The 18,334-nt window shown below is 73.9% G+C and carries 16 protein-coding genes; 2 read left to right on the forward strand and 14 right to left on the reverse strand.

What is annotated here, in order from left to right; all coding sequences use genetic code 11:
- Nucleotides 1-84 precede the first annotated feature (84 nt).
- The 4 genes from AB0I16_RS28470 to rpe all read right to left on the reverse strand — a co-directional run bounded on the left by AB0I16_RS28470 (nucleotide 85) and on the right by rpe (nucleotide 3,897).
- On the reverse strand, nucleotides 85-1,527 hold the full coding sequence (locus tag AB0I16_RS28470) for a GuaB1 family IMP dehydrogenase-related protein (RefSeq protein WP_363252465.1): 1,443 nt from the start codon (nucleotides 1,525-1,527) through the stop codon (nucleotides 85-87).
- A 184-nt stretch (nucleotides 1,528-1,711) separates the two neighbouring features.
- On the reverse strand, nucleotides 1,712-2,041 hold the full coding sequence (locus AB0I16_RS28475; protein ID WP_363252466.1) for a barstar family protein: 330 nt from the start codon (nucleotides 2,039-2,041) through the stop codon (nucleotides 1,712-1,714).
- A 38-nt stretch (nucleotides 2,042-2,079) separates the two neighbouring features.
- Complete coding sequence (locus tag AB0I16_RS28480; protein ID WP_363252467.1) at nucleotides 2,080-3,132, reverse strand: sugar-binding domain-containing protein; 1,053 nt, start codon at nucleotides 3,130-3,132, stop codon at nucleotides 2,080-2,082.
- Between the two features lie 78 nt (nucleotides 3,133-3,210).
- Nucleotides 3,211-3,897, reverse strand: coding sequence for a ribulose-phosphate 3-epimerase (rpe, locus tag AB0I16_RS28485; RefSeq protein ID WP_363252468.1), 687 nt, complete (start codon nucleotides 3,895-3,897; stop codon nucleotides 3,211-3,213).
- A gap of 138 nt (nucleotides 3,898-4,035) precedes the next feature.
- Between rpe and AB0I16_RS28490 the strand changes: the two genes are divergently transcribed.
- A complete protein-coding gene (locus tag AB0I16_RS28490) occupies nucleotides 4,036-6,222 on the forward strand; it encodes an MMPL family transporter (RefSeq protein ID WP_363252469.1) in 2,187 nt (728 codons plus the stop codon).
- Here the strand turns inward: AB0I16_RS28490 and AB0I16_RS28495 are convergent.
- Nucleotides 6,196-7,668, reverse strand: coding sequence for a transcription antitermination factor NusB (locus AB0I16_RS28495; protein ID WP_363252470.1), 1,473 nt, complete (start codon nucleotides 7,666-7,668; stop codon nucleotides 6,196-6,198). The genes AB0I16_RS28490 and AB0I16_RS28495 overlap by 27 nt on opposite strands.
- A gap of 56 nt (nucleotides 7,669-7,724) precedes the next feature.
- Nucleotides 7,725-8,669, reverse strand: a complete 945-nt coding sequence (gene fmt, locus AB0I16_RS28500) for a methionyl-tRNA formyltransferase (RefSeq protein WP_363252471.1) — start codon at nucleotides 8,667-8,669, stop codon at nucleotides 7,725-7,727.
- Between the two features lie 263 nt (nucleotides 8,670-8,932).
- Between fmt and AB0I16_RS28505 the strand changes: the two genes are divergently transcribed.
- Nucleotides 8,933-9,496, forward strand: coding sequence for a hypothetical protein (locus AB0I16_RS28505; RefSeq protein WP_363252472.1), 564 nt, complete (start codon nucleotides 8,933-8,935; stop codon nucleotides 9,494-9,496).
- Between the two features lie 185 nt (nucleotides 9,497-9,681).
- Here the strand turns inward: AB0I16_RS28505 and AB0I16_RS28510 are convergent, their stop codons facing one another.
- From AB0I16_RS28510 to AB0I16_RS28545, 8 genes are all read right to left on the reverse strand, one after another.
- On the reverse strand, nucleotides 9,682-11,865 hold the full coding sequence (locus AB0I16_RS28510) for a primosomal protein N' (RefSeq protein WP_363252473.1): 2,184 nt from the start codon (nucleotides 11,863-11,865) through the stop codon (nucleotides 9,682-9,684).
- 102 nt (nucleotides 11,866-11,967) lie between these two features.
- Nucleotides 11,968-13,176, reverse strand: coding sequence for a methionine adenosyltransferase (gene metK / locus AB0I16_RS28515; RefSeq protein WP_363252474.1), 1,209 nt, complete (start codon nucleotides 13,174-13,176; stop codon nucleotides 11,968-11,970).
- 347 nt (nucleotides 13,177-13,523) lie between these two features.
- Entirely contained in the window at nucleotides 13,524-14,729 is a 1,206-nt protein-coding gene (gene coaBC / locus AB0I16_RS28520; RefSeq protein WP_363252475.1) for a bifunctional phosphopantothenoylcysteine decarboxylase/phosphopantothenate--cysteine ligase CoaBC, read from the reverse strand.
- A gap of 97 nt (nucleotides 14,730-14,826) precedes the next feature.
- Nucleotides 14,827-15,099 carry a DNA-directed RNA polymerase subunit omega gene (gene rpoZ / locus AB0I16_RS28525; RefSeq protein ID WP_005319902.1) on the reverse strand — a complete coding sequence of 91 codons (273 nt, stop codon included), beginning with the start codon at nucleotides 15,097-15,099 and terminating at the stop codon, nucleotides 14,827-14,829.
- A 62-nt stretch (nucleotides 15,100-15,161) separates the two neighbouring features.
- Complete coding sequence (gene gmk / locus AB0I16_RS28530) at nucleotides 15,162-15,755, reverse strand: guanylate kinase (protein ID WP_363252476.1); 594 nt, start codon at nucleotides 15,753-15,755, stop codon at nucleotides 15,162-15,164.
- Nucleotides 15,756-15,793: 38 nt separating this feature from the next.
- Nucleotides 15,794-16,117, reverse strand: a complete 324-nt coding sequence (locus AB0I16_RS28535) for an integration host factor (protein ID WP_005319887.1) — start codon at nucleotides 16,115-16,117, stop codon at nucleotides 15,794-15,796.
- A gap of 221 nt (nucleotides 16,118-16,338) precedes the next feature.
- Complete coding sequence (pyrF, locus tag AB0I16_RS28540; RefSeq protein ID WP_363252477.1) at nucleotides 16,339-17,184, reverse strand: orotidine-5'-phosphate decarboxylase; 846 nt, start codon at nucleotides 17,182-17,184, stop codon at nucleotides 16,339-16,341.
- Complete coding sequence (locus AB0I16_RS28545; protein WP_363252478.1) at nucleotides 17,181-18,287, reverse strand: quinone-dependent dihydroorotate dehydrogenase; 1,107 nt, start codon at nucleotides 18,285-18,287, stop codon at nucleotides 17,181-17,183. Before AB0I16_RS28545 ends, pyrF begins: the two co-directional genes overlap by 4 nt.
- Nucleotides 18,288-18,334 lie beyond the last annotated feature (47 nt).

The raw sequence follows: 18,334 nt of genomic DNA on the forward strand, positions 1-18,334 counted from the left end.
CGCGACGCATGCCCCGAAAACGTGGAGACCCCGCGCCCCTATCGGGGGCGCGGGGTCTCCACCGGCAGCGGCCGGCGGCGGCGATCAGCTCCAGCTGGCGTGCAGGGGCTTGCCCTCGGCGTAGCCCGCGGCGCTCTGGATGCCGACCGTGGCACGCTCGGCGAACTCCTCCAGGGACGCGGCGCCCGCGTAGGTGCAGGAGGAGCGGACGCCCGCGATGATCGAGTCGATCAGGTCCTCGACGCCGGGGCGGGCCGGGTCGAGGAACATGCGGGAGGTCGAGATGCCCTCCTCGAACAGCGCCTTGCGGGCCCGGTCGTACGCCGACTCCTCGCTCGTGCGGTTCTTCACCGCGCGGGCCGAGGCCATGCCGAACGACTCCTTGTACGCGCGGCCCTGGGCGTCGTGCTGGAGGTCGCCCGGGGACTCGTACGTCCCGGCGAACCAGGAGCCGATCATGACGTTCGAGGCGCCGGCGGCCAGCGCCATGGCGACGTCGCGGGGGTGGCGGACACCGCCGTCGGCCCAGACGTGCTTGCCGAACTTCCTGGCCTCGGCGGCGCATTCGAGGACGGCGGAGAACTGCGGGCGGCCGACGCCGGTCATCATGCGCGTGGTGCACATGGCGCCGGGACCGACACCCACCTTGATGATGTCGGCGCCGGCCTCGATGAGGTCACGCACGCCCTCGGCGGCGACGATGTTGCCCGCGACGACCGGCACCTGCGGGTCGAGCGCCCGCACGGCCTTGACCGCGGAGATCATCGACTCCTGGTGGCCGTGGGCGGTGTCCACCACGAGGGTGTCGACGCCCGCGTCGAGGAGCTGCTTGGCCTTGCCCGCGACGTCGCCGTTGATGCCGACAGCGGCGGCGACGCGCAGCCCGCCGTTGGCGTCCACTGCCGGGGTGTACAGGGTCGCGCGCAGGGCGCCCGTGCGGGTGAGGATGCCCGCGAGGCGGCCGTCCTTGTCCACCGCGGGGGCGTACCTGCGGTTGGCGCCGTCCAGCTTGTTGAACGCGTCGCGCGGGTCTATGTCGGCGTCGAGGAGCAGCAGGTCCCTGGACATGACCTCGGAGAGCTGGGTGAAGCGGTCCACGCCGTTCAGGTCGGCGTCCGTGACGACGCCCACCGGCCGGGAGTCCTCGTCGACCACGACACCGGCGTCGTGCGCGCGCTTGGGCAGCAGCGCGAGGGCGTCCGCGACGGTCTGGGTCGGGGCGAGGACGATCGGGGTGTCCAGGACGTGGTGGCGCGTCTTGACCCAGGCGACGACCTCGGTGACGACCTCGATCGGGATGTCCTGCGGAATGACGACCAGGCCGCCGCGGCGGGCGACGGTCTCGGCCATGCGGCGGCCGGCGATCGCGGTCATGTTGGCGACGACCAGCGGGATCGTGGTGCCGGTGCCGTCGGGCGACGAGAGGTCCACGCCCTGGCGGGAACCGACGGCGGAGCGCCTCGGGACCATGAAGACGTCGTCGTACGTCAGGTCGTACGCAGGCTGTATGTCGTTGAGGAAGCGCACGTGCTGCTCATCCCAGTCGATCAGAGGTGGCCCCCGGACAGTTAGCCCGGGGGAAAAGCACGTACTTCAGTGTCCCATGCCGGGGGGCCCGCGTGTCCTGGGACGATCACCCAGGCGGGCGGCGGAGCCCCTGGTCTGATCGTCCAAGCGGGCCGGTCGCGCGGAACGGTGCGTGCAGCTCTCGTCACGTGTCGTCACCGGTGGTGTCGGCGAACACGAGGCGGAAACCGCCGTCCGCCGTGCCCCGCCAGTGCGCGGCGGCGTCGGAGAGCACCTGACGCGCGGCCTCCCACTCCCCCGGCGCGGCCCGCGCGTACTCCTGCCAGCCGGACACCACGACGAGCCCTGCGCGGATGTCCGGGGCCCAGGAGAGGTCGGTCAGGCAGTCGGCGAGGGCGTCCCAGTTCCGCCCGAACCAGCCGGGCAGCCGGAAGGTCCGCGCGCACCGCTCCATGAACGCGGCCTTGTCCCGCACCCCGGCGAGGGAGAGCACCACGGCGTCGTCACCGGTCACCAGGGGCCCCGATGCCGCCACACGGGCCGCGGCCGGTCTCAGACGCCGTCCGGGTCCGCCCGGTCGAGGGCGGGCCGGGGCGCGGGCCCCGCCACGAGGAGCTGGTCGGCGGCAGCGGTGTCCGTGACCAGGCTGGTGACGAGCCCCGACCGCAGCACCGCGTCGATGGCCGCGGCCTTCCGCCGGCCCCCGGCGATGGCGACGACCTCGGGAATCCGCCGGAGCCGGTCGGCCTCGACGGTGATGCACCGCTCCCCGAGGTCCCGCCCGACCCGGCGCCCCTCGGCGTCGAAGAGGTGCGCGGACATCTCGGCGGCCACGCCCAGCGAGGCGTAGTGCGCGCGCTCCTCGTCGCTGAGCATGTCGTGGACGGTGGAGATCCCCGGCTCCCAGGAGCCGATGGAGACCGCGGCGACCGTGACCTTGTCGAAGTACTCGAAGGCCCGCGCGATGCCGGTCTGGTTGCGCAGCGCCGCCGCGGTGGCCGGGTCCGGCAGCAGCATCGGCGCGTAGATGGGGTGGGCCTCGCCGCCGGATACCTGGGCCGCGCGGCGGACCGCCTCGACGGAGCCGCGCTCGGCGGTGCCCGCGTCGTAGACGCCGGTGAGCTGCACGACCGTGCACGGCGGCAGCTGGTCGAGCGCGGCGGCCATGTGGATGGTCGAGCGCCCCCAGGCGAGGCCGAGCACGTCGCCCTCGGTGACGAGTTCGCCGAGGAGGTCCGCCGCGACCTCGCCGAGGTTCTCCGGGTCCGGGGACTCGTCGATCTCGTCGGCGGGCGCGGGCGACTCCACGACGACCGCGTGCCGCAGGCCGTAGCGCGCCCGGAGCGCGTCGGAGCGCTCGGCGTCCAGTTCCGCGGGGACCCTGATCTCGATGCGCACGAGATCCCGCTCCAGGGCGGTCTCAAGGACCCGGGCCACCTTGAAGCGGCTGACGCCGAACTCCTCGGCGATCTGGATCTTGGACTTGCCCTCAAGGTAGAAGCGGCGGGCCATGGCCGCCGCCTGCACCAGCTCCGCGGGTCCCATCCGCATGGCTGACCGACCCGCCGACATGGCCGACACGGCGCTCTCCTCACTGCTGTTCACAAAGTGCGTACGCCGTTCATCCTTGCAGATCCGGCCCAGTTGATCAGCCCTGAGGGACTGCGTTCACGTTCCCGTGGCTCAGTGGCCGCATGCCCAGGCGCTTGACGCCGTCTTTGCCGCCGCTTGGGCACGCAGTGAACGTACCGCCTCGGCGGGATCGTCGGCCCCGTAGACCGCCGAGCCCGCGACGAAGACGTCGGCGCCCGCCTCGGCGCAGCGCTCGATCGTCGAGGCCGAGACGCCGCCGTCGACCTGGAGCCAGAGCTCCAGACCGTGCTTGCTGATCAGCTCACGGGTGCGGCGGATCTTGGGCAGCATGATGTCGAGGAACGCCTGGCCGCCGAAGCCCGGCTCGACCGTCATGATCAGCAGCATGTCGAGCTCGGCGAGCAGGTCCTCGTACGGCTCGATGGGCGTCGCGGGCTTCAGCGCCATGGAGGCGCGGGCGCCCTTGGCGCGGATCTCGCGGGCGAGCCGCACCGGAGCGGCGGCGGCCTCCGCGTGGAAGGTGACCGATCCGGCCCCCGCTTCGACGTACCGCGGCGCCCAGCGATCGGGGTCCTCGATCATCAGGTGGCAGTCCAGAGGCGTGTCCGTCGCGCGGGCGAGCGACTCTACGACCGGCACCCCGAGGGTGAGGTTCGGGACGAAGTGGTTGTCCATGACGTCGACGTGGAGCCAGTCGGCGCCTTCGACGGCCTGTGCCTCCTCGGCGAGGCGCGCGAAGTCCGCGGACAGGATGCTGGGGTTGATCTGCGGGGCCATGCCCCAAGCCTGCCATGTCCGGCGCCGCTCGCGGACCGCGGTCCACGCCCCCGGCACAGCGCCTCCCCCGGGGGCCCGCCCCGTGCCATGCTGAGCGGTCCATCGGCACCGCGGCCACGGCCCGGCGGGGGGAAAGCCATGGCGGACGTACGGGGGCGGCACGAGCGGCGTGGAGCCGCGTGGCTGGTGTGCGGGCGGCGCACGAAGTGGCTGGTGGTGCTCTTCTGGCTGCTCGCCGTCGTCGTCGCGGCGCCGCTCGCCCAGAAGCTGACCGACGCCCAGGAGAACGACGCGGACTCCTGGCTGCCCGGCTCCGCCGAGTCCACCCAAGTCCTTGAGGTGTCCGCGGACTTCAGGCCCGAGGTCATCCCCGCGATCGTCGTGTACGCCCGTGAGGGCGGCCTCACGGCGGCCGACCGCGCCCGGATACGCGAGGACGTGCGCCAGACCCGGGAGCTGCGCGCCCACGGCGTCCGCGGCGCCGAGGTCCGCGGGCCCGTGTACGACGACGAGCGGGACCCGCGGGCCGCCCGGGTCTCCGTCCCGATCACGATGGACGCCGAGAGCTGGGAGCGGATCGCGCCCGCCGTCGACTCCGTCCGCGAGCGCGTGGGCGACGGCGAGGCCGGTCTCCGGGTGCATGTGACGGGGCCGGGGGGCATGGGCGCCGACTCCGCGGAGGCGTTCGAGGGCATCGACTCGACGCTGCTGCTCGCGGCCGCCGGCATCGTCGTGGTGATCCTGCTGCTCACCTACCGCAGCCCCACCCTGCTGCTCGCCCCGCTGGTCGCGGCCGTCACGGCGCTCTTCGCCGCGCAGGCGTTCATCTACCTGCTCGCCGAGCACGCGGACCTGACCGTCAACGGGCAGAGCGCGGGCATCCTGACCGTCCTCGTCTTCGGCGCGGGCACCGACTACGCCCTGCTCCTCGTCGCTCGCTATCGCGAAGAGCTGCGCCGCCACGAGGACCGCCACGAGGCGATGGCGCTCGCCCTGCACCGGGCGGGGCCGGCAGTCCTCGCCTCGGGCGCGACGGTCGTCCTGAGCATGCTGGTCCTGCTCGCCGCCGAGATGAACTCCACGCGGGGCCTCGGCCCGGTCGCCGCCATCGGTGTCGCCGTCGGCCTCCTCGCGATGCTCTCCCTCTTCCCCGCACTCCTGGTGATCTTCGGGCGCTGGCTCTTCTGGCCGCTGATCCCGCACAGGGGCTCCCCCGAGCCGACCGAGCGCGGCCTGTGGGCCCGCGCGGGCCGGCGCATCGCCCGCCGCCCGCGGGTGGTCTGGGGCGCCACGGCGGCGGCCCTCGCGCTGCTCTCCCTCGGCCTGCTCCAGCTGCGGGCCGAGGGGCTCGGCAACGCGGACTCGTTCACCGACAAGCCGGACTCCGTCACCGGCCAGGAGGTGCTCGCCGAGTACTTCCCCGCGGGCTCGGGCGATCCGCTGGTCGTCGTGGCGGACCGGGCGCGGGCCCGCGAGGTCGCCGACGCCGTCCGGCGGACGCGGGGCGTGGCGCCCGGGAGCGTCGGCCGGCCGCCCGGGGCGAAGGCCGTGCACGACGGCGAGGTCCTGCTGGAGGCGACACCCGTCGACCCGCCCGACAGCCGGGCGGCCAAGCGGACCGTGGAACGGGTGCGCGACGCCGTCCACGCCGTGCCCGGCGCCGACGCCCGGGTGGGCGGGGGCACGGCGGCCCTGGTCGACATGGACGACGCCACCGCGCACGACAACAAGCTGGTCATCCCGCTGGTCCTGGCCGTGGTGCTGCTGATCCTCGGGGGGCTGCTGCGGGCGGTCGTCGCCCCGCTGCTGCTCATCGGCACGGTGGTCCTGTCCTTCACCGCGGCCCTCGGCGTGAGCGCGCTCGCCTTCCGCCACCTCTTCGACTACCCGGGCGAGCCGACCGACTTCCCGCTCTTCGTCTTCGTGTTCCTGGTGGCGCTCGGCATCGACTACAACATCTTCCTGGCGACCCGCATCCGCGAGGAGGCCGCCCGCCAGGGCTCCCGTGCGGGCGTCCTGACGGGGCTCGCGGCCACCGGCGCGGTGATCACCTCGGCGGGCCTGGTCCTCGCGGGCACGTTCGCCGCGCTCGGCACGCTGCCGCTGGTGGCGTTCGCCGAGATCGGCTTCGCGGTGGCCCTCGGCGTGCTCATCGACACCTTCGTCGTACGGTCGGTCCTGGTCACGGCCCTGTTCCTGGACGTCGGCCCGAAGGTGTGGTGGCCGCACGCCCTCGCCCGGCGACCGGAGCCGGACGGGGCGGGCTCAGGCGGAGCGCCGGAGCCGGGTGCGGCAGCCTCAGGCGGTCCGCCGGATCAGCGCTAGGTACATGGCGTCCGTGCCGTGCAGATGCGGCCACAGCTGGACGTCGGGGCCGTCGCCGAGGCCGGGGACGCCCGCCATGAGGGGGCGCGCGTCGATGAGTTCGGCGCCCGCCACGTGCTTGAGGACGTCGTCGACGACCGCGCGGGTCTCCGCCAGGTGCGGTGAGCAGGTGGCGTAGCCGACGACCCCGCCGATCCGCACGGACTCCAGTGCCGTGCGGAGCAGGGAGCGCTGGAGCGGGGCGAAGCCGTCCAGGTCCTGCGGACGACGGCGCCAGCGGGCCTCGGGACGCCGGCGCAGCGCGCCGAGGCCGGTGCACGGCACGTCCATCAGGACGCGGTCGAAGGTGCCGGGCCGCCACGGCGGGCGGGTGCCGTCGGCGGCGACGACCTGGTAGGGGCCGGGGTTGCCCGCGAGCGCCTGGGCGACGAGCCCGGCCCGGTGCGGCTGCTTCTCCGAGGCGAGCAGGGTCGCGCCGCGCCGGGCGGCGAGCCCGGCGAGCAGGGCCGCCTTGCCGCCGGGGCCCGCGCAGCCGTCCAGCCACGCCTTGTCGGGGCCTTCGAGCGGGGCGTCGGCCAGGGCGAGCGCGACGAGCTGGCTGCCCTCGTCCTGCACGCCCGCGCGGCCCTCGCGCACCGCCTCGACGAGACCGGGCTCCCCGCCCTCGCTGAGCCGCACGGCGTACGGGGACCAGCGGCCGGGCAGCGCCGACTCCTCGCCCACCGAGTCGAGCAGTTCGTCGGCGGTGGAGCGGCCGGGCCGGGCGACGAGCGTGACCTCGGGGCGTTCGTTGTCGGCTTCGAGCAGGTCCTCGATGCCGGCCCGGCCGCCGCCGAGCGAGTCCCACAGGGCCGAGACGACCCAGCGGGGGTGCGAGTGCACGACGGCGAGGTGGTCCTCCGGGTCCTCGTCGTAGGGCGGCGCGACCTTCTCCACCCAGCCGTCGAGGTCGTCCCGCGCGACCTTGCGCAGCACGGCGTTGACGAACTTGGCGCGGCCGTCGCCGAGCACCACGCGTGCCAGCTCCACCGAGGCGGAGACGGCCGCGTGCGTCGGGATGCGCGTGCCGAGGAGCTGGTGCACCCCGAGGTTGAGCACGTCGAGGACCGGCGGGTCGACCTCGCGCAGCGGCCGGTCCACGCAGGCCGCCACGATCGCGTCGTACGTCCCCTGGCGGCGCAGCGTCCCGTAGACCAGCTCGGTGGCGAGGGCGGCGTCCCGCGCGTCGAACTTGTCGGGGCCCTCCTTCTCCCTCGCCTTGCGCAGCAGCGGCGGCAGGACGAGGTTGGCGTACGCGTCGCGCTCGTCCACGGCCCGCAGCGCCTCGAAGGCGAGGAAGCGGACGGGGTCCTTCTGGGGGCGGCGGTAGGGCTTGCCCGACTTCCCCGGCCCGCCCGCGGGCTTGCCTGTCGTCTTGCGGGGACGCCGGTTCGGCTGGTCGTTCAAAGGTGCTCCGCTGCTGGTGTGGGCCGGACCCGTCCGGTGCCGTGGGTCGAACCCGTCTAGCCTACGTCGCCCGCGCCCACGCGCTCGCCGGGGGCGATGCGCACGCCGCGGGCCCAGTCGGCGCCGCGCATCGGCTTCTTGCCCTGCGGCTGCACCCAGAGCAGCTCGACGGCGTGCGAGCCGGAGCCCACGTACACGTTGTTCTTGGCCGGGGACAGCTCGCCCGGCGCGAGGTCGGCGCGGTCGGGGACGAGGGCGGCCTGGACGACCTTCAGCCGCTCGCCGCGGAACAGGGTCCAGGCGCCCGGCGCGGGGGTGCAGCCGCGCACCACGCGGTCGACCCGCAGGGCGGGCGCGGCCCAGTCGATCTCGGCGTCCTCAACGGTCAGCTTCGGGGCGAGGGTGACACCGTCGGCGGGCTGCGGTACCGCCTTCAGGCTGCCGTCCTCGATGCCGTCCATGGTGGCGACGAGCAGCCCGGAGCCCGCGAGGGCCAGCCGCGTCAGCAGGTCCCCGCTGGTGTCGGTCGGGCGCACCTCCTCGGTCACCGTGCCGTAGACGGGGCCGGAGTCGAGCCCCTGCTCGATCAGGAAGGTGGAGGCCCCGGTGATCTCGTCGCCCGCCATCACCGCGTGCTGCACGGGGGCGGCGCCGCGCCAGGCGGGCAGCAGCGAGAAGTGCAGGTTCACCCAGCCGTGGGCGGGCACGTCGAGCGCGACCCGCGGCAGCAGCGCGCCGTAGGCGACGACGGGGCAGCAGTCGGGCCCGATCTCGCGCAGGCGCGCCAGGAAGTCCTCGTCCCGCGGCCTCGCCGGCTTCAGCACCTCGATGCCCGCCTCCTCGGCCCGCTGCGCGACCGGGCTGGCGACGAGCCTGCGGCCCCGGCCCGCGGGGGCGTCGGGGCGGGTCACGACGGCGGCCACCTCGTGCCGGTCGGAGGCGATCAGGGCGTCCAGCGCGGGGACGGCGACCTCAGGGGTGCCTGCGAAGACGAGCTTCACGGGGGGATACCTCGGATCTCTTGAGGGGGCGAGGGCGGCGCACCAGTCTATGGGCCGCTCAGGGGCACGGCCGGGGCGGCTTCCGGGGCGGTTCCGCGGACGTCGCCGGGGGCGTACGGAGCGCCGCGCGCCCTGTGCGTATGCACATACGCCCCCCGCACCGTGACCCCTCAGGGGCTGGCGCGTTGGTCAAGAAAGAGTTGACCACAAGGGGCCGCACAAACGGCCCGATCCTTTTCAACGCCGGTTCGAGAGGCTTGTTCATGGCCGACCACGCAACCCACGACGCCCAGGCTCGGGCCAGCCTGCACCTTCTGGTACGGGACATCGAGCGGGTCCGCCGGCAGGTGGACGCACTGCGCACGCTCACCGCCCAGCTCGGAAACGTCTACCGCCCCCGCCGCTCCAGCCCCTCCGCGGGCTTCGTCGTCTACGGCCGGGCCCCCGCCCCGACCGTACGCCTGGCCCAGGAACTGCGGGACAGCGTCGAGACCCTGGTCACGGCGGCGGTGGACTTCGACCGCTCGCTCGGATTCTCGTGGGACGCGGTGGGCTCCGCCCTCGGGGTCACCAAGCAGGCGGTCCACCGCCGCTACGGCGCGCGGCGGGCCACCACGCAGGCCGCCGCCGAGGCGGAACGGGCGGCGGAGTCACCGGCTCCGGCCGCGGCGACGACCACGGCCACGGTCACCCGTCCGGTGCAGGTCGGTGCTCCCCTGCCGTCCGTCCCGGCGGCGCGCACGATGCCGACCCAGCCGACCGCGGGCAGCCCCACCCTCCGCGAGGAGCCGAGGCCCCCCGCCTTCCCCGGCCCCCGCAACGGCTGACCCGCCCGAGCGACAACCCATGTCCCGCCCCCTCGCCGCACGGCCTGGGGGCGGGGGTGTTTCCGCGGGGGCCTCTGTCGCGGAGCCCTCTGTCGCAGGACCGCTTTCTCGGCCGCCGCCCTCTCAGCCGCCGGCTGCCTCCACCGCCCGCCCTCAGCCGCCCGCTGCCTCCACCGCCCGCCCGCTCAGCCGATGTCCAGCGGGTCCACCCGGATGCGGACCGCTTCGGCCGGGCTCTCGCGCGAGCCCTTGGCGCCACGGGCCATCCGGGCCGCCTGCGCCACCTTCAGGGCGGCGGCGAGCGCCGCACCGCTGCCCGGCGGGACCCGGATCAGCACCCGCTCCCACCGCTCGCCGGGCGGCGCCGCGCCGAGCCGCCGCGAGGGGCCCGGCCCCGCTTCCCGCACCGGGACGGGGCCCAGCACCGCGGCGTCCGGCGGCAGTTCGGCCGCCGCGAGGAACTCGGCGAGGGCCGTGGGCCTGCCGGAGACCGCGGCCATCCGGGAGACCGGCGGGAACCCCAGCTCGGCCCGCTCCCCCAGCTCCCGCACCGCGTGCCCCACGGGGTCCCACCGCACGAGGGCCTGGACGGGCCGCAGCGTCGGCTCGGCCACGACGACGACCGTGCCGCCCGCGTTCTGCGGGCGCACGAGCGAGGCGGCGGCGATCCACCGCCGCAGCGCGTCCTCACCGGCCCGCAGATCGGGCCGCCCCAGCATGGCCCAGCCGTCGAGCAGCAGGGCGGCCGCATAGCCGCCGTCCGCGACGGGCTCGGCCCCCGGCGTGCTCACCACCAGGGCCGGCGCGCCCGGAACGGTGTCGAGCACCTGCTCGCGCCCCGAGGTCCGCACCGGCACGGCGGGAAAGGCCCGCCCCAGCTCCTCCGCGGTCCGCCGGGCCCCGACGACCTGCGCCCGCAGCCGGAACCCGCCGCACTCCCCGCAGTGCCAGGCGCCTTCCTCCACCCCGCACCAGCCGCACCGCAGCGCGGCCCCGCTGTCCTGCGCCTCCAGCGGCCCCGCGCACCTGCGGCAGCGGGCGGGCTCCCGGCAGCGCTCGCAGGCAAGGCGCGGCACATAGCCGCGCCGCGGCACCTGCACCAGGACGGGCCCGTGCCGCAGCCCCTCCCTGACGGCCCGCCAGGCGAGCGTCGGCAGCCGGGCGGCCCGCGCCGCCTCGTCCCGCGCGAGGTCGCCGTCGCCCACGGTCCGCACCAGCGGCGCGGCCCCGCGCACCTGCTCGCGGTCGGCGACGAGCGGCGCGGCCCAGCCGCTCTCGACGAGCTGGGCGGCCTCGACCGTGCAGCTCAGGCCACCGAGCAGGAAGCCGCACCTGTCGCGCGTCGCCCGCAGTTCGAGGACCTCCCGCACATGCGGGAAGGGAGCGCGGTCGTCGCTGTGGTTGGCGTCCCCGTCGTCCCAGACGACGACGAGCCCCAGATCCCGGACGGGCGCGAACATCGCGGCCCGCGTCCCGACGACGGCCCGCACCTCCCCGCGCCGCACGGAGAGCCATTCGCGGTAGCGCCGCTCCTGCCCGGCGTCGGCGGTGAGCAGCGCGTGCTGCCCCTCGCCGAGCAGGTCGGTCAGCGCGGCGTCCACGCGCGCGGCGGGCCGCCCGGTCGGCACCACGACGAGGGCGCCCCGGCCCGAGGCCAGCGTGGCCTGCACGGCACGGGCGATCTCCTCCGCCCACCGGGGCCCCGGCAGCGCGGTCCACACCGCACGCGGGGAGGCCCCGGAGGCGAGCGCGGAAAGGAACTCCTCCCCGTGCCCATACCGCCGCCAGCTCCCGGCGTCGGGCGGGGCGGGCGGAGGCGGGGGCGGGACGGCGGCCCGCGACTCGGCCCGCGCGTGCCGCGGCGGGACGGCGAGCTGCAGCACGTCGGCGAGGCTCCCCGCGTACCGGTCGGCGACGGCCCGCGCGAGGCCGAGCAGCTCCTCGCCGAGCACGGGCTCCGGCGACACGACCTGGGCCAGCGCGGCCAGCGGCCCCGTGTACTCGGTCTCGGCGCGGCGCTCGACGATGAACCCGTCGATCAGTCCGCCGCCCTCACGCCGGCCCTCCCGCACGTTCCGCGAACCGGCGCCGAAGCGGACCCTGACCCGGACCCCGGGCTGGGCCGCCTCGTCCAGCTCCTCCGGCACCGCGTAGTCGAAGTACCGGTCGAGGTGCAGCACGCCCTTGTCGACGAGGACCCGCGCCACGGGCAGCTCCTTGGCCAGCGCGGCCCCCCGCCAGGTCCGCGGCTTGGCCCGGGGCACCTTGGCCTCGCGCACGCTCTCCCGGATCAGGGCAAGCTGCTCGGGCTCGGGGACCCCGCCCCCGCCCCCGCCCTCGCCCGCACCGGCCCCGTTCTCCCTGCTCACAGCAGCATTCCTACCAGAAGGGACTGACACCGCCGACAGCGCGCGAAGGCCCGGCCCCTCCCGAGGGAGGAGCCGGGCCCCGGCGGACGGCGGAGGCGGGTACTACAGCCCCGCCGCCTTGCGCAGCGCGTCCACGCGGTCCGTGCGCTCCCAGGTGAAGTCGGGCAGCGCCCGGCCGAAGTGGCCGTACGCGGCGGTCTGGGAGTAGATCGGGCGGAGCAGGTCGAGGTCGCGGATGATCGCGGCGGGGCGGAGGTCGAAGACCTCGCTGATCGCCGTCTCGATCTTCTCCGTGTCGACCGTGGCCGTGCCGAAGGTCTCGACGAAGAGGCCGACCGGCTCGGCCTTGCCGATCGCGTAGGCCACCTGGACCTCGCAGCGGGCCGCGAGGCCGGCCGCGACGACGTTCTTGGCGACCCAGCGCATCGCGTACGCCGCGGAGCGGTCCACCTTGGACGGGTCCTTGCCGGAGAAGGCGCCGCCGCCGTGGCGGGCCATGCCGCCGTACGTGTCGATGATGATCTTGCGGCCGGTGAGGCCGGCGTCGCCCATCGGGCCGCCGATCTCGAAGCGCCCCGTCGGGTTGACCAGGAGGCGGTAGCCCTCGGTGTCCAGCTTGATGCCGTCGTCCAGGAGGGCCTTCAGCTCGGCCTCGACGACGAACTCGCGGATGTCGGGGGCCAGGAGCGAGTCCAGGTCGATGTCCGACGCGTGCTGCGAGGAGACCACGACGGTGTCGAGGCGGACGGCCTTGTCGCCGTCGTACTCGATGGTGACCTGGGTCTTGCCGTCGGGGCGCAGGTAGGGGATCGTGCCGTTCTTGCGCACCTCGGACAGGCGCCGCGAGAGGCGGTGCGCGAGGTGGATCGGGAGCGGCATGAGCTCCGGGGTCTCGTCGCAGGCGTACCCGAACATCAGGCCCTGGTCGCCCGCGCCCTGCTTGTCCAGCTCGTCCTCATCGCCCTCGACACGCTTCTCGTACGCCGTGTCGACGCCCTGCGCGATGTCGGGGGACTGCGAGCCGATGGACACCGAGACGCCGCAGGAGGCGCCGTCGAAGCCCTTCTTCGAGGAGTCGTATCCGATCTCGAGGATCTTCTCGCGCACGAGCTGCGCGATCGGCGCGTACGCCTTCGTCGTGACCTCGCCGGCCACGTGGACGAGGCCGGTGGTGATCAGCGTCTCCACGGCGACCCGGGACGTCGGGTCCTCCCGCAGAAGCGCGTCGAGAATGGTGTCGCTGATCTGGTCAGCGATCTTGTCGGGGTGACCCTCGGTCACAGACTCCGAGGTGAAGAGGCGCCGGGACACATCGCTCCCTGTGGTTGCAGCGGCTGCTGGCTGATCATTGGTGGACTGCCGGGAGCTGCGCCCGGCTCGTCCGAGACCAGTTTATCGGTCACTCTCGTCCGCCGGACCACATGTCTCGCCACTTGGGAGCCCTGTGACCTGCGGCACTGCATTGTGCGTCAAGAGGATCAGTCTCCACCAGAGGGCCACGCGCCCGATTCACCCCGGTTTCGCGGCCCTCAGTGGGACGAAAGTGACATTGAGCCCTCAATTCGAACGCTCCGTCAAGTAACGCGTCGGAACGTGGCCGAGTTCCACCACGTTCCGCCGGAAGAGGACCGGCCGGCGTCCGGCCGTCCCGCCCCGCCTCACGCGAGTCGCGGCGCCACCAGATTCCACACCGTGTCGGCGAGCGCCTCCTTGGGACCGTACGGCACCGGCGTCTCGCTGCCGTCGGCGCCGAGCACCACGGCCTCGTTCTCCTCGGAGCCGAAGGTCTTGCGCTCGCCCACCTCGTTGACGACCAGCAGGTCGCAGCCCTTGCGTGCGAGCTTGGCCCGGCCGTTGGCGAGGACGTCGTCCGTCTCGGCCGCGAAGCCCACGATCACCTGGCCGGGGCGCGGGCGCTCCCCCGCGATCTCCGCGAGGATGTCGGGGTTGCGGACCAGGGCGATGGGCGCGGGCTCCTCGCCGTCCTTCTTCTTGATCTTTCCCGCCGCGTACGTCCCGGGACGGAAATCGGCCACGGCGGCGGCCATCACCACGGCGTCGGCGTCGGCCGCGGCCTTCAGGACCGCCTCGCGGAGCTGCACGGCCGTGCCGACCCGCACGACGTCCACTCCCGCGGGGTCGGGCAGCGCCGCGTTGGCCGCCACGAGCGTGACGCGGGCGCCGCGGGCGGCGGCGCTGCGGGCGAGCGCGTAGCCCTGCTTGCCCGACGAGCGGTTGCCCAGGAAGCGGACCGGGTCGAGCGGCTCACGGGTGCCGCCCGCGCTGACGACGACATGGCGCCCCGCCAGGTCCTGGCCGAGGTCCCCGCGGGCGAGGACGCGGCGTACGACCTCGAAGAGCTCCACGGGGTCGGGGAGGCGGCCCTTGCCGGTGTCGACGCCCGTGAGCCTGCCGACGGCGGGCTCGACGACGAGGGCGCCGCGGCGGCGCAGCGTGGCCACGTTCTCCTGGGTGGCCGGGTGCTCCCACATCTCGGTGTGCATGGCGGGGGCGAAGACCACGGGGCAGCGCGCCGTGAGGAGCGTGTTGGTGAGCAGGTCGTCGGCGAGGCCGTGGGCCGCCTTGGCCAGCATGTCGGCGGTGGCGGGCGCGACGATCACGAGGTCGGCGCCCTGGCCGATGCGGACGTGCGGGACCTCGTGGACGTCGGACCAGACCTCGGTCGACACCGGGTTCCCGGAGAGCGCCGACCAGGTCGCGGCGCCGACGAAGTGCAGCGCCGACGCGGTCGGCACCACGCGCACGTCGTGTCCGGACTCGGTCAGCCGCCGCAGCAGCTCGCACGCCTTGTAGGCGGCGATGCCACCGCTGACCCCCAGGACCACCTTCGGCTTCTCGGCCACTGCCTTCGTCTCCCCAGCGCTCGGATGTCTACTGCTCCATGACACACCACAGGCCCGGCAGTCGTACTGCCGGGCCTGTGGTGAAGTGACGAACCGCTTACTGCGCCGGGCCCTCGATGGCCTCGGACGTCAGCAGACCCGCGTTGATCTCGCGGAGCGCGATCGAGAGCGGCTTCTCGTGGACGTGCGTGTCCACCAGCGGGCCGACGTACTCCAGGAGGCCTTCACCGAGCTGCGAGTAGTACGCGTTGATCTGGCGCGCGCGCTTGGCGGCGTAGATCACGAGGCTGTACTTCGAGTCGGTGGCTTCGAGCAGCTCATCAATCGGCGGGTTGATGATGCCCTCGGGCGCGGTGATGGAAGAGGACACTCTCTGCCTTCCGATGGGTTCAAGTGGTGCCCGCGGCCGGAGACCGGGACAGGGGTGGAGATCTAAAGGACTTTCATCAAGGCTAGCAGCTCACGCGCCACGTCCTCGACGGAGGTGTTGACCAGGGTGGTGTCGAACTCGGCCTCGGCGGCCAGCTCGATCCTGGCGGCGGCCAGCCTGCGCTCGATGACCTCGGGCGCCTCGGTCCCCCGGCCGGTGAGCCTGCGGACCAGCTCCTCCCAGCTCGGCGGGGCGAGGAAGACGAGCTGCGCCTCGGGCATGGACTCGCGCACCAGGCGCGCGCCCTGCAGGTCGATCTCCAGGAGGACGGGCTCGCCCGCCTCCAGACGGGCGAGCACCGCGTCGCGCGGGGTGCCGTAGCGGTTGCCCGCGAACTCGGCCCACTCCAGGAGCTCGCCGTTGGCGATCAGCTTGTCCATCTCGTCGTCGGAGACGAAGAAGTACTGGACACCGTGCTTCTCACCGGGGCGCGGCTTCCGCGTGGTGGCGGAGACCGAGAGCCAGACCTCGGGGTGCTCCTTGCGCATATGAGCGACGACCGTGCTCTTGCCGACCCCGGAGGGGCCGGAGAGCACGGTCAGCCGCGGACGTACGTCCGGGGGTACGGGGGTCGTCCCCCGGGATGTTGCAGCCATGCAGCGATTATCCAGGTTCTCAGGAGTGCCTGAGAACGTCAGGCAGCGCCACCACCGAACTCGCGCTCGAGCGACGCGATCTGGTTGGAGCCGAGACCGCGCACGCGGCGGCTCTCGGAGATGCCAAGACGCTCCATGATCTGCTTGGCGCGGACCTTGCCCACGCCCGGCAGGGACTCCAGGAGGGCGGAGACCTTCATCTTGCCGATGACATCGTTCTCCTGGCCCTGCTTGATGACCTCGTGGAGAGAGGCACCGGAGTGCTTGAGTCGATTCTTGACCTCGGCCCGCTCCCGGCGAGCCGCGGCGGCCTTTTCGAGCGCGGCTGCGCGCTGTTCAGGGGTAAGGGGCGGAAGAGCCACGCCTACGTCACCTCGGATGTCGAACTGTCGGATACGGACCGGTGAGGAACCTAGTCGCCCCACACCTCTCGTCGGAGACTAGCGGCCATGGCCGCCAGAGTCAGCGAGAACAGACGAAAAGTCCTGGTCAGCCTCTGTCGAGCCGTACAAACCAGGCATTTCACCCCCGATTTTCGCTGACATGTCGTCAGTAAGAGCGGGGGCGCCGCCCCGCGCTCCCCTCAGGCCCCCTCGACGGCCGTTCTGATCTCGTCCGCGAAGCGCTCCGCGGCCTCCCGCAGACCCGCGACGTCGGGTCCGTGCCGCAGCACTCCCCGGCTGACGTTCGGCACGACGTCGCGCACGGCCGCGCCGAAGACGCCCGGCAGATCGGCGGGGGTCGCGCCCTGCGCCCCGATGCCGGGGGCGAGCAGCGGGCCGTTGATGGCGAGGTCGTACGAGGACAGGTCGCCCAGCGTCGCGCCGACGACCGCGCCGAAGGACCCCAGGGGCGTCTCTCCCGCGTTCTCGGCGGCGAGGTGGCCGAGGACGGTGGCCGCGACCGTGCGCCCGTCCCCGCGGACCGCGTGCTGGACCTCGGCGCCCTCGGGGTTGGAGGTCAGGGCGAGCACGAAGAGCCCGGCGCCGTTCTCGCGCGCGAGGTCGACGGCCGGCTTCAGGGAGCCGTAGCCGAGGTAGGGCGAGACGGTGAGCGCGTCGCTGAACAGCGGCGAGTCCCTGTGCAGGAAGGTCTCGGCGTACGCGGCCATGGTCGAGCCGATGTCGCCGCGCTTGGCGTCCATGACGACCAGGGCGCCGGCCGACCGCAGCTCCGCGACCGCCTGCTCCAGGACGGCGACGCCCCGCGAGCCGAAGCGCTCGAAGAACGCGCTCTGCGGCTTGAAGACGGCGACGGACCCGGCGAGGGCCTCCACGACGGTGCCCGTGAACCGCTGGAGGCCCGCGATGTCGTCGCCCAGACCCCAGGCGGAGAGCAGCGTGGCGTGCGGGTCGATGCCGACGCAGAGCGGGCCGCGCTCGTCCATGGCGCGGCGAAGGCGTGTGCCGAAGGTCTCCTGGCCGCTCATGCGGACTTCCTCACGTCGGCGCCGACCGCGTCGGCGAGGGTGGCGTACGGGCTCCGGCGCAGCCGCGCGGCGAGGCCCTTGTGGATGGCGCGGGCCCAGAAGGGGCCCTCGTAGATGAAGGCGCTGTACCCCTGCACGAGGGTGGCGCCCGCGAGGATGCGCCGCCAGGCGTCCTCGGCGTTCTCGACGCCGCCGACGCCCACGAGGGTGACGCGGTCGCCCACGCGCGCGTAGAGGCGCCTGAGGACCTCCAGGGAGCGCTCCTTGACCGGCGCCCCGGAGAGCCCGCCGGCCTCCTCGACCAGGGCCGGGTCCGACTTCAGGCCGAGGCCCTCGCGCGCGATGGTGGTGTTCGTGGCGATGATGCCGTCCAGGCCGAGCTCCACCGCGAGGTCGGCCACGGCGTCGACGTCCTCGTCGGCGAGGTCGGGCGCGATCTTGACGAGGAGCGGTACGCGGCGGCCCTCCGCGCTGCGGTCGGCGGCCTCGCGCACGGCGGTGAGCAGGGGACGCAGCGACTCGGTGGCCTGGAGGTCGCGCAGGCCGGGGGTGTTCGGGGACGACACGTTGACGACGAGGTAGTCGGCGTGGCGTGCGAGGCGCTCGGCCGACTTCACGTAGTCGGCGACCGCCGCCTCCTCGGAGACCACCTTGGTCTTGCCGATGTTGACGCCGACGACCGTCCTGAAGACCGGCCTGCGGGCGGCGAGGCGCGCGGCGACGGCCGCCGAGCCCTCGTTGTTGAAGCCCATGCGGTTGATCAGCGCGCGGTCGGCGACGAGGCGGAAGAGGCGCTTCTTGGGGTTGCCGGGCTGCGCCTCCCCCGTGACGGTGCCGATCTCGATGTGGTCGAAGCCGAGCATCGACATGCCGTCGATGGCGACGGCGTTCTTGTCGAAGCCCGCCGCGAGCCCGAAGGGGCCGTGCATCCGCAGCCCCAGGGCCTCGGTGCGCAGCTCCTTGTGGCGCGGCGCGAGGACGGCCGCGGCGAAGGTGCGCAGGACGGGGACGCGGGCCGCCAGACGAATCCAGCGGAAGGCCAGGTGGTGGGCCTGCTCCGGGTCCATGCGCTTGAAGACGAGGTGGAAGAAGAGCTTGTACATGAGACGTGTCCTCAGCAGAAGGGGGACACCGGATCGGTGTCCCCCAG

It is taken from the genome of Streptomyces sp. NPDC050703 (assembly GCF_040654435.1).
In the GTDB taxonomy this organism is placed as follows: domain Bacteria; phylum Actinomycetota; class Actinomycetes; order Streptomycetales; family Streptomycetaceae; genus Streptomyces.

Coding starts and splice junctions, on each gene's coding strand:
- rpe (WP_363252468.1), bottom strand. CDS start 3,897: ATGGCCCCGCAGATCAACCCCAGCATCCTGTCCGCGGACTTCGCGCGC.
- gmk (WP_363252476.1), bottom strand. CDS start 15,755: ATGGCTGCAACATCCCGGGGGACGACCCCCGTACCCCCGGACGTACGT.
- AB0I16_RS28490 (WP_363252469.1), top strand. CDS start 4,036: ATGGCGGACGTACGGGGGCGGCACGAGCGGCGTGGAGCCGCGTGGCTG.
- AB0I16_RS28545 (WP_363252478.1), bottom strand. CDS start 18,287: ATGTACAAGCTCTTCTTCCACCTCGTCTTCAAGCGCATGGACCCGGAG.
- AB0I16_RS28505 (WP_363252472.1), top strand. CDS start 8,933: ATGGCCGACCACGCAACCCACGACGCCCAGGCTCGGGCCAGCCTGCAC.
- pyrF (WP_363252477.1), bottom strand. CDS start 17,184: ATGAGCGGCCAGGAGACCTTCGGCACACGCCTTCGCCGCGCCATGGAC.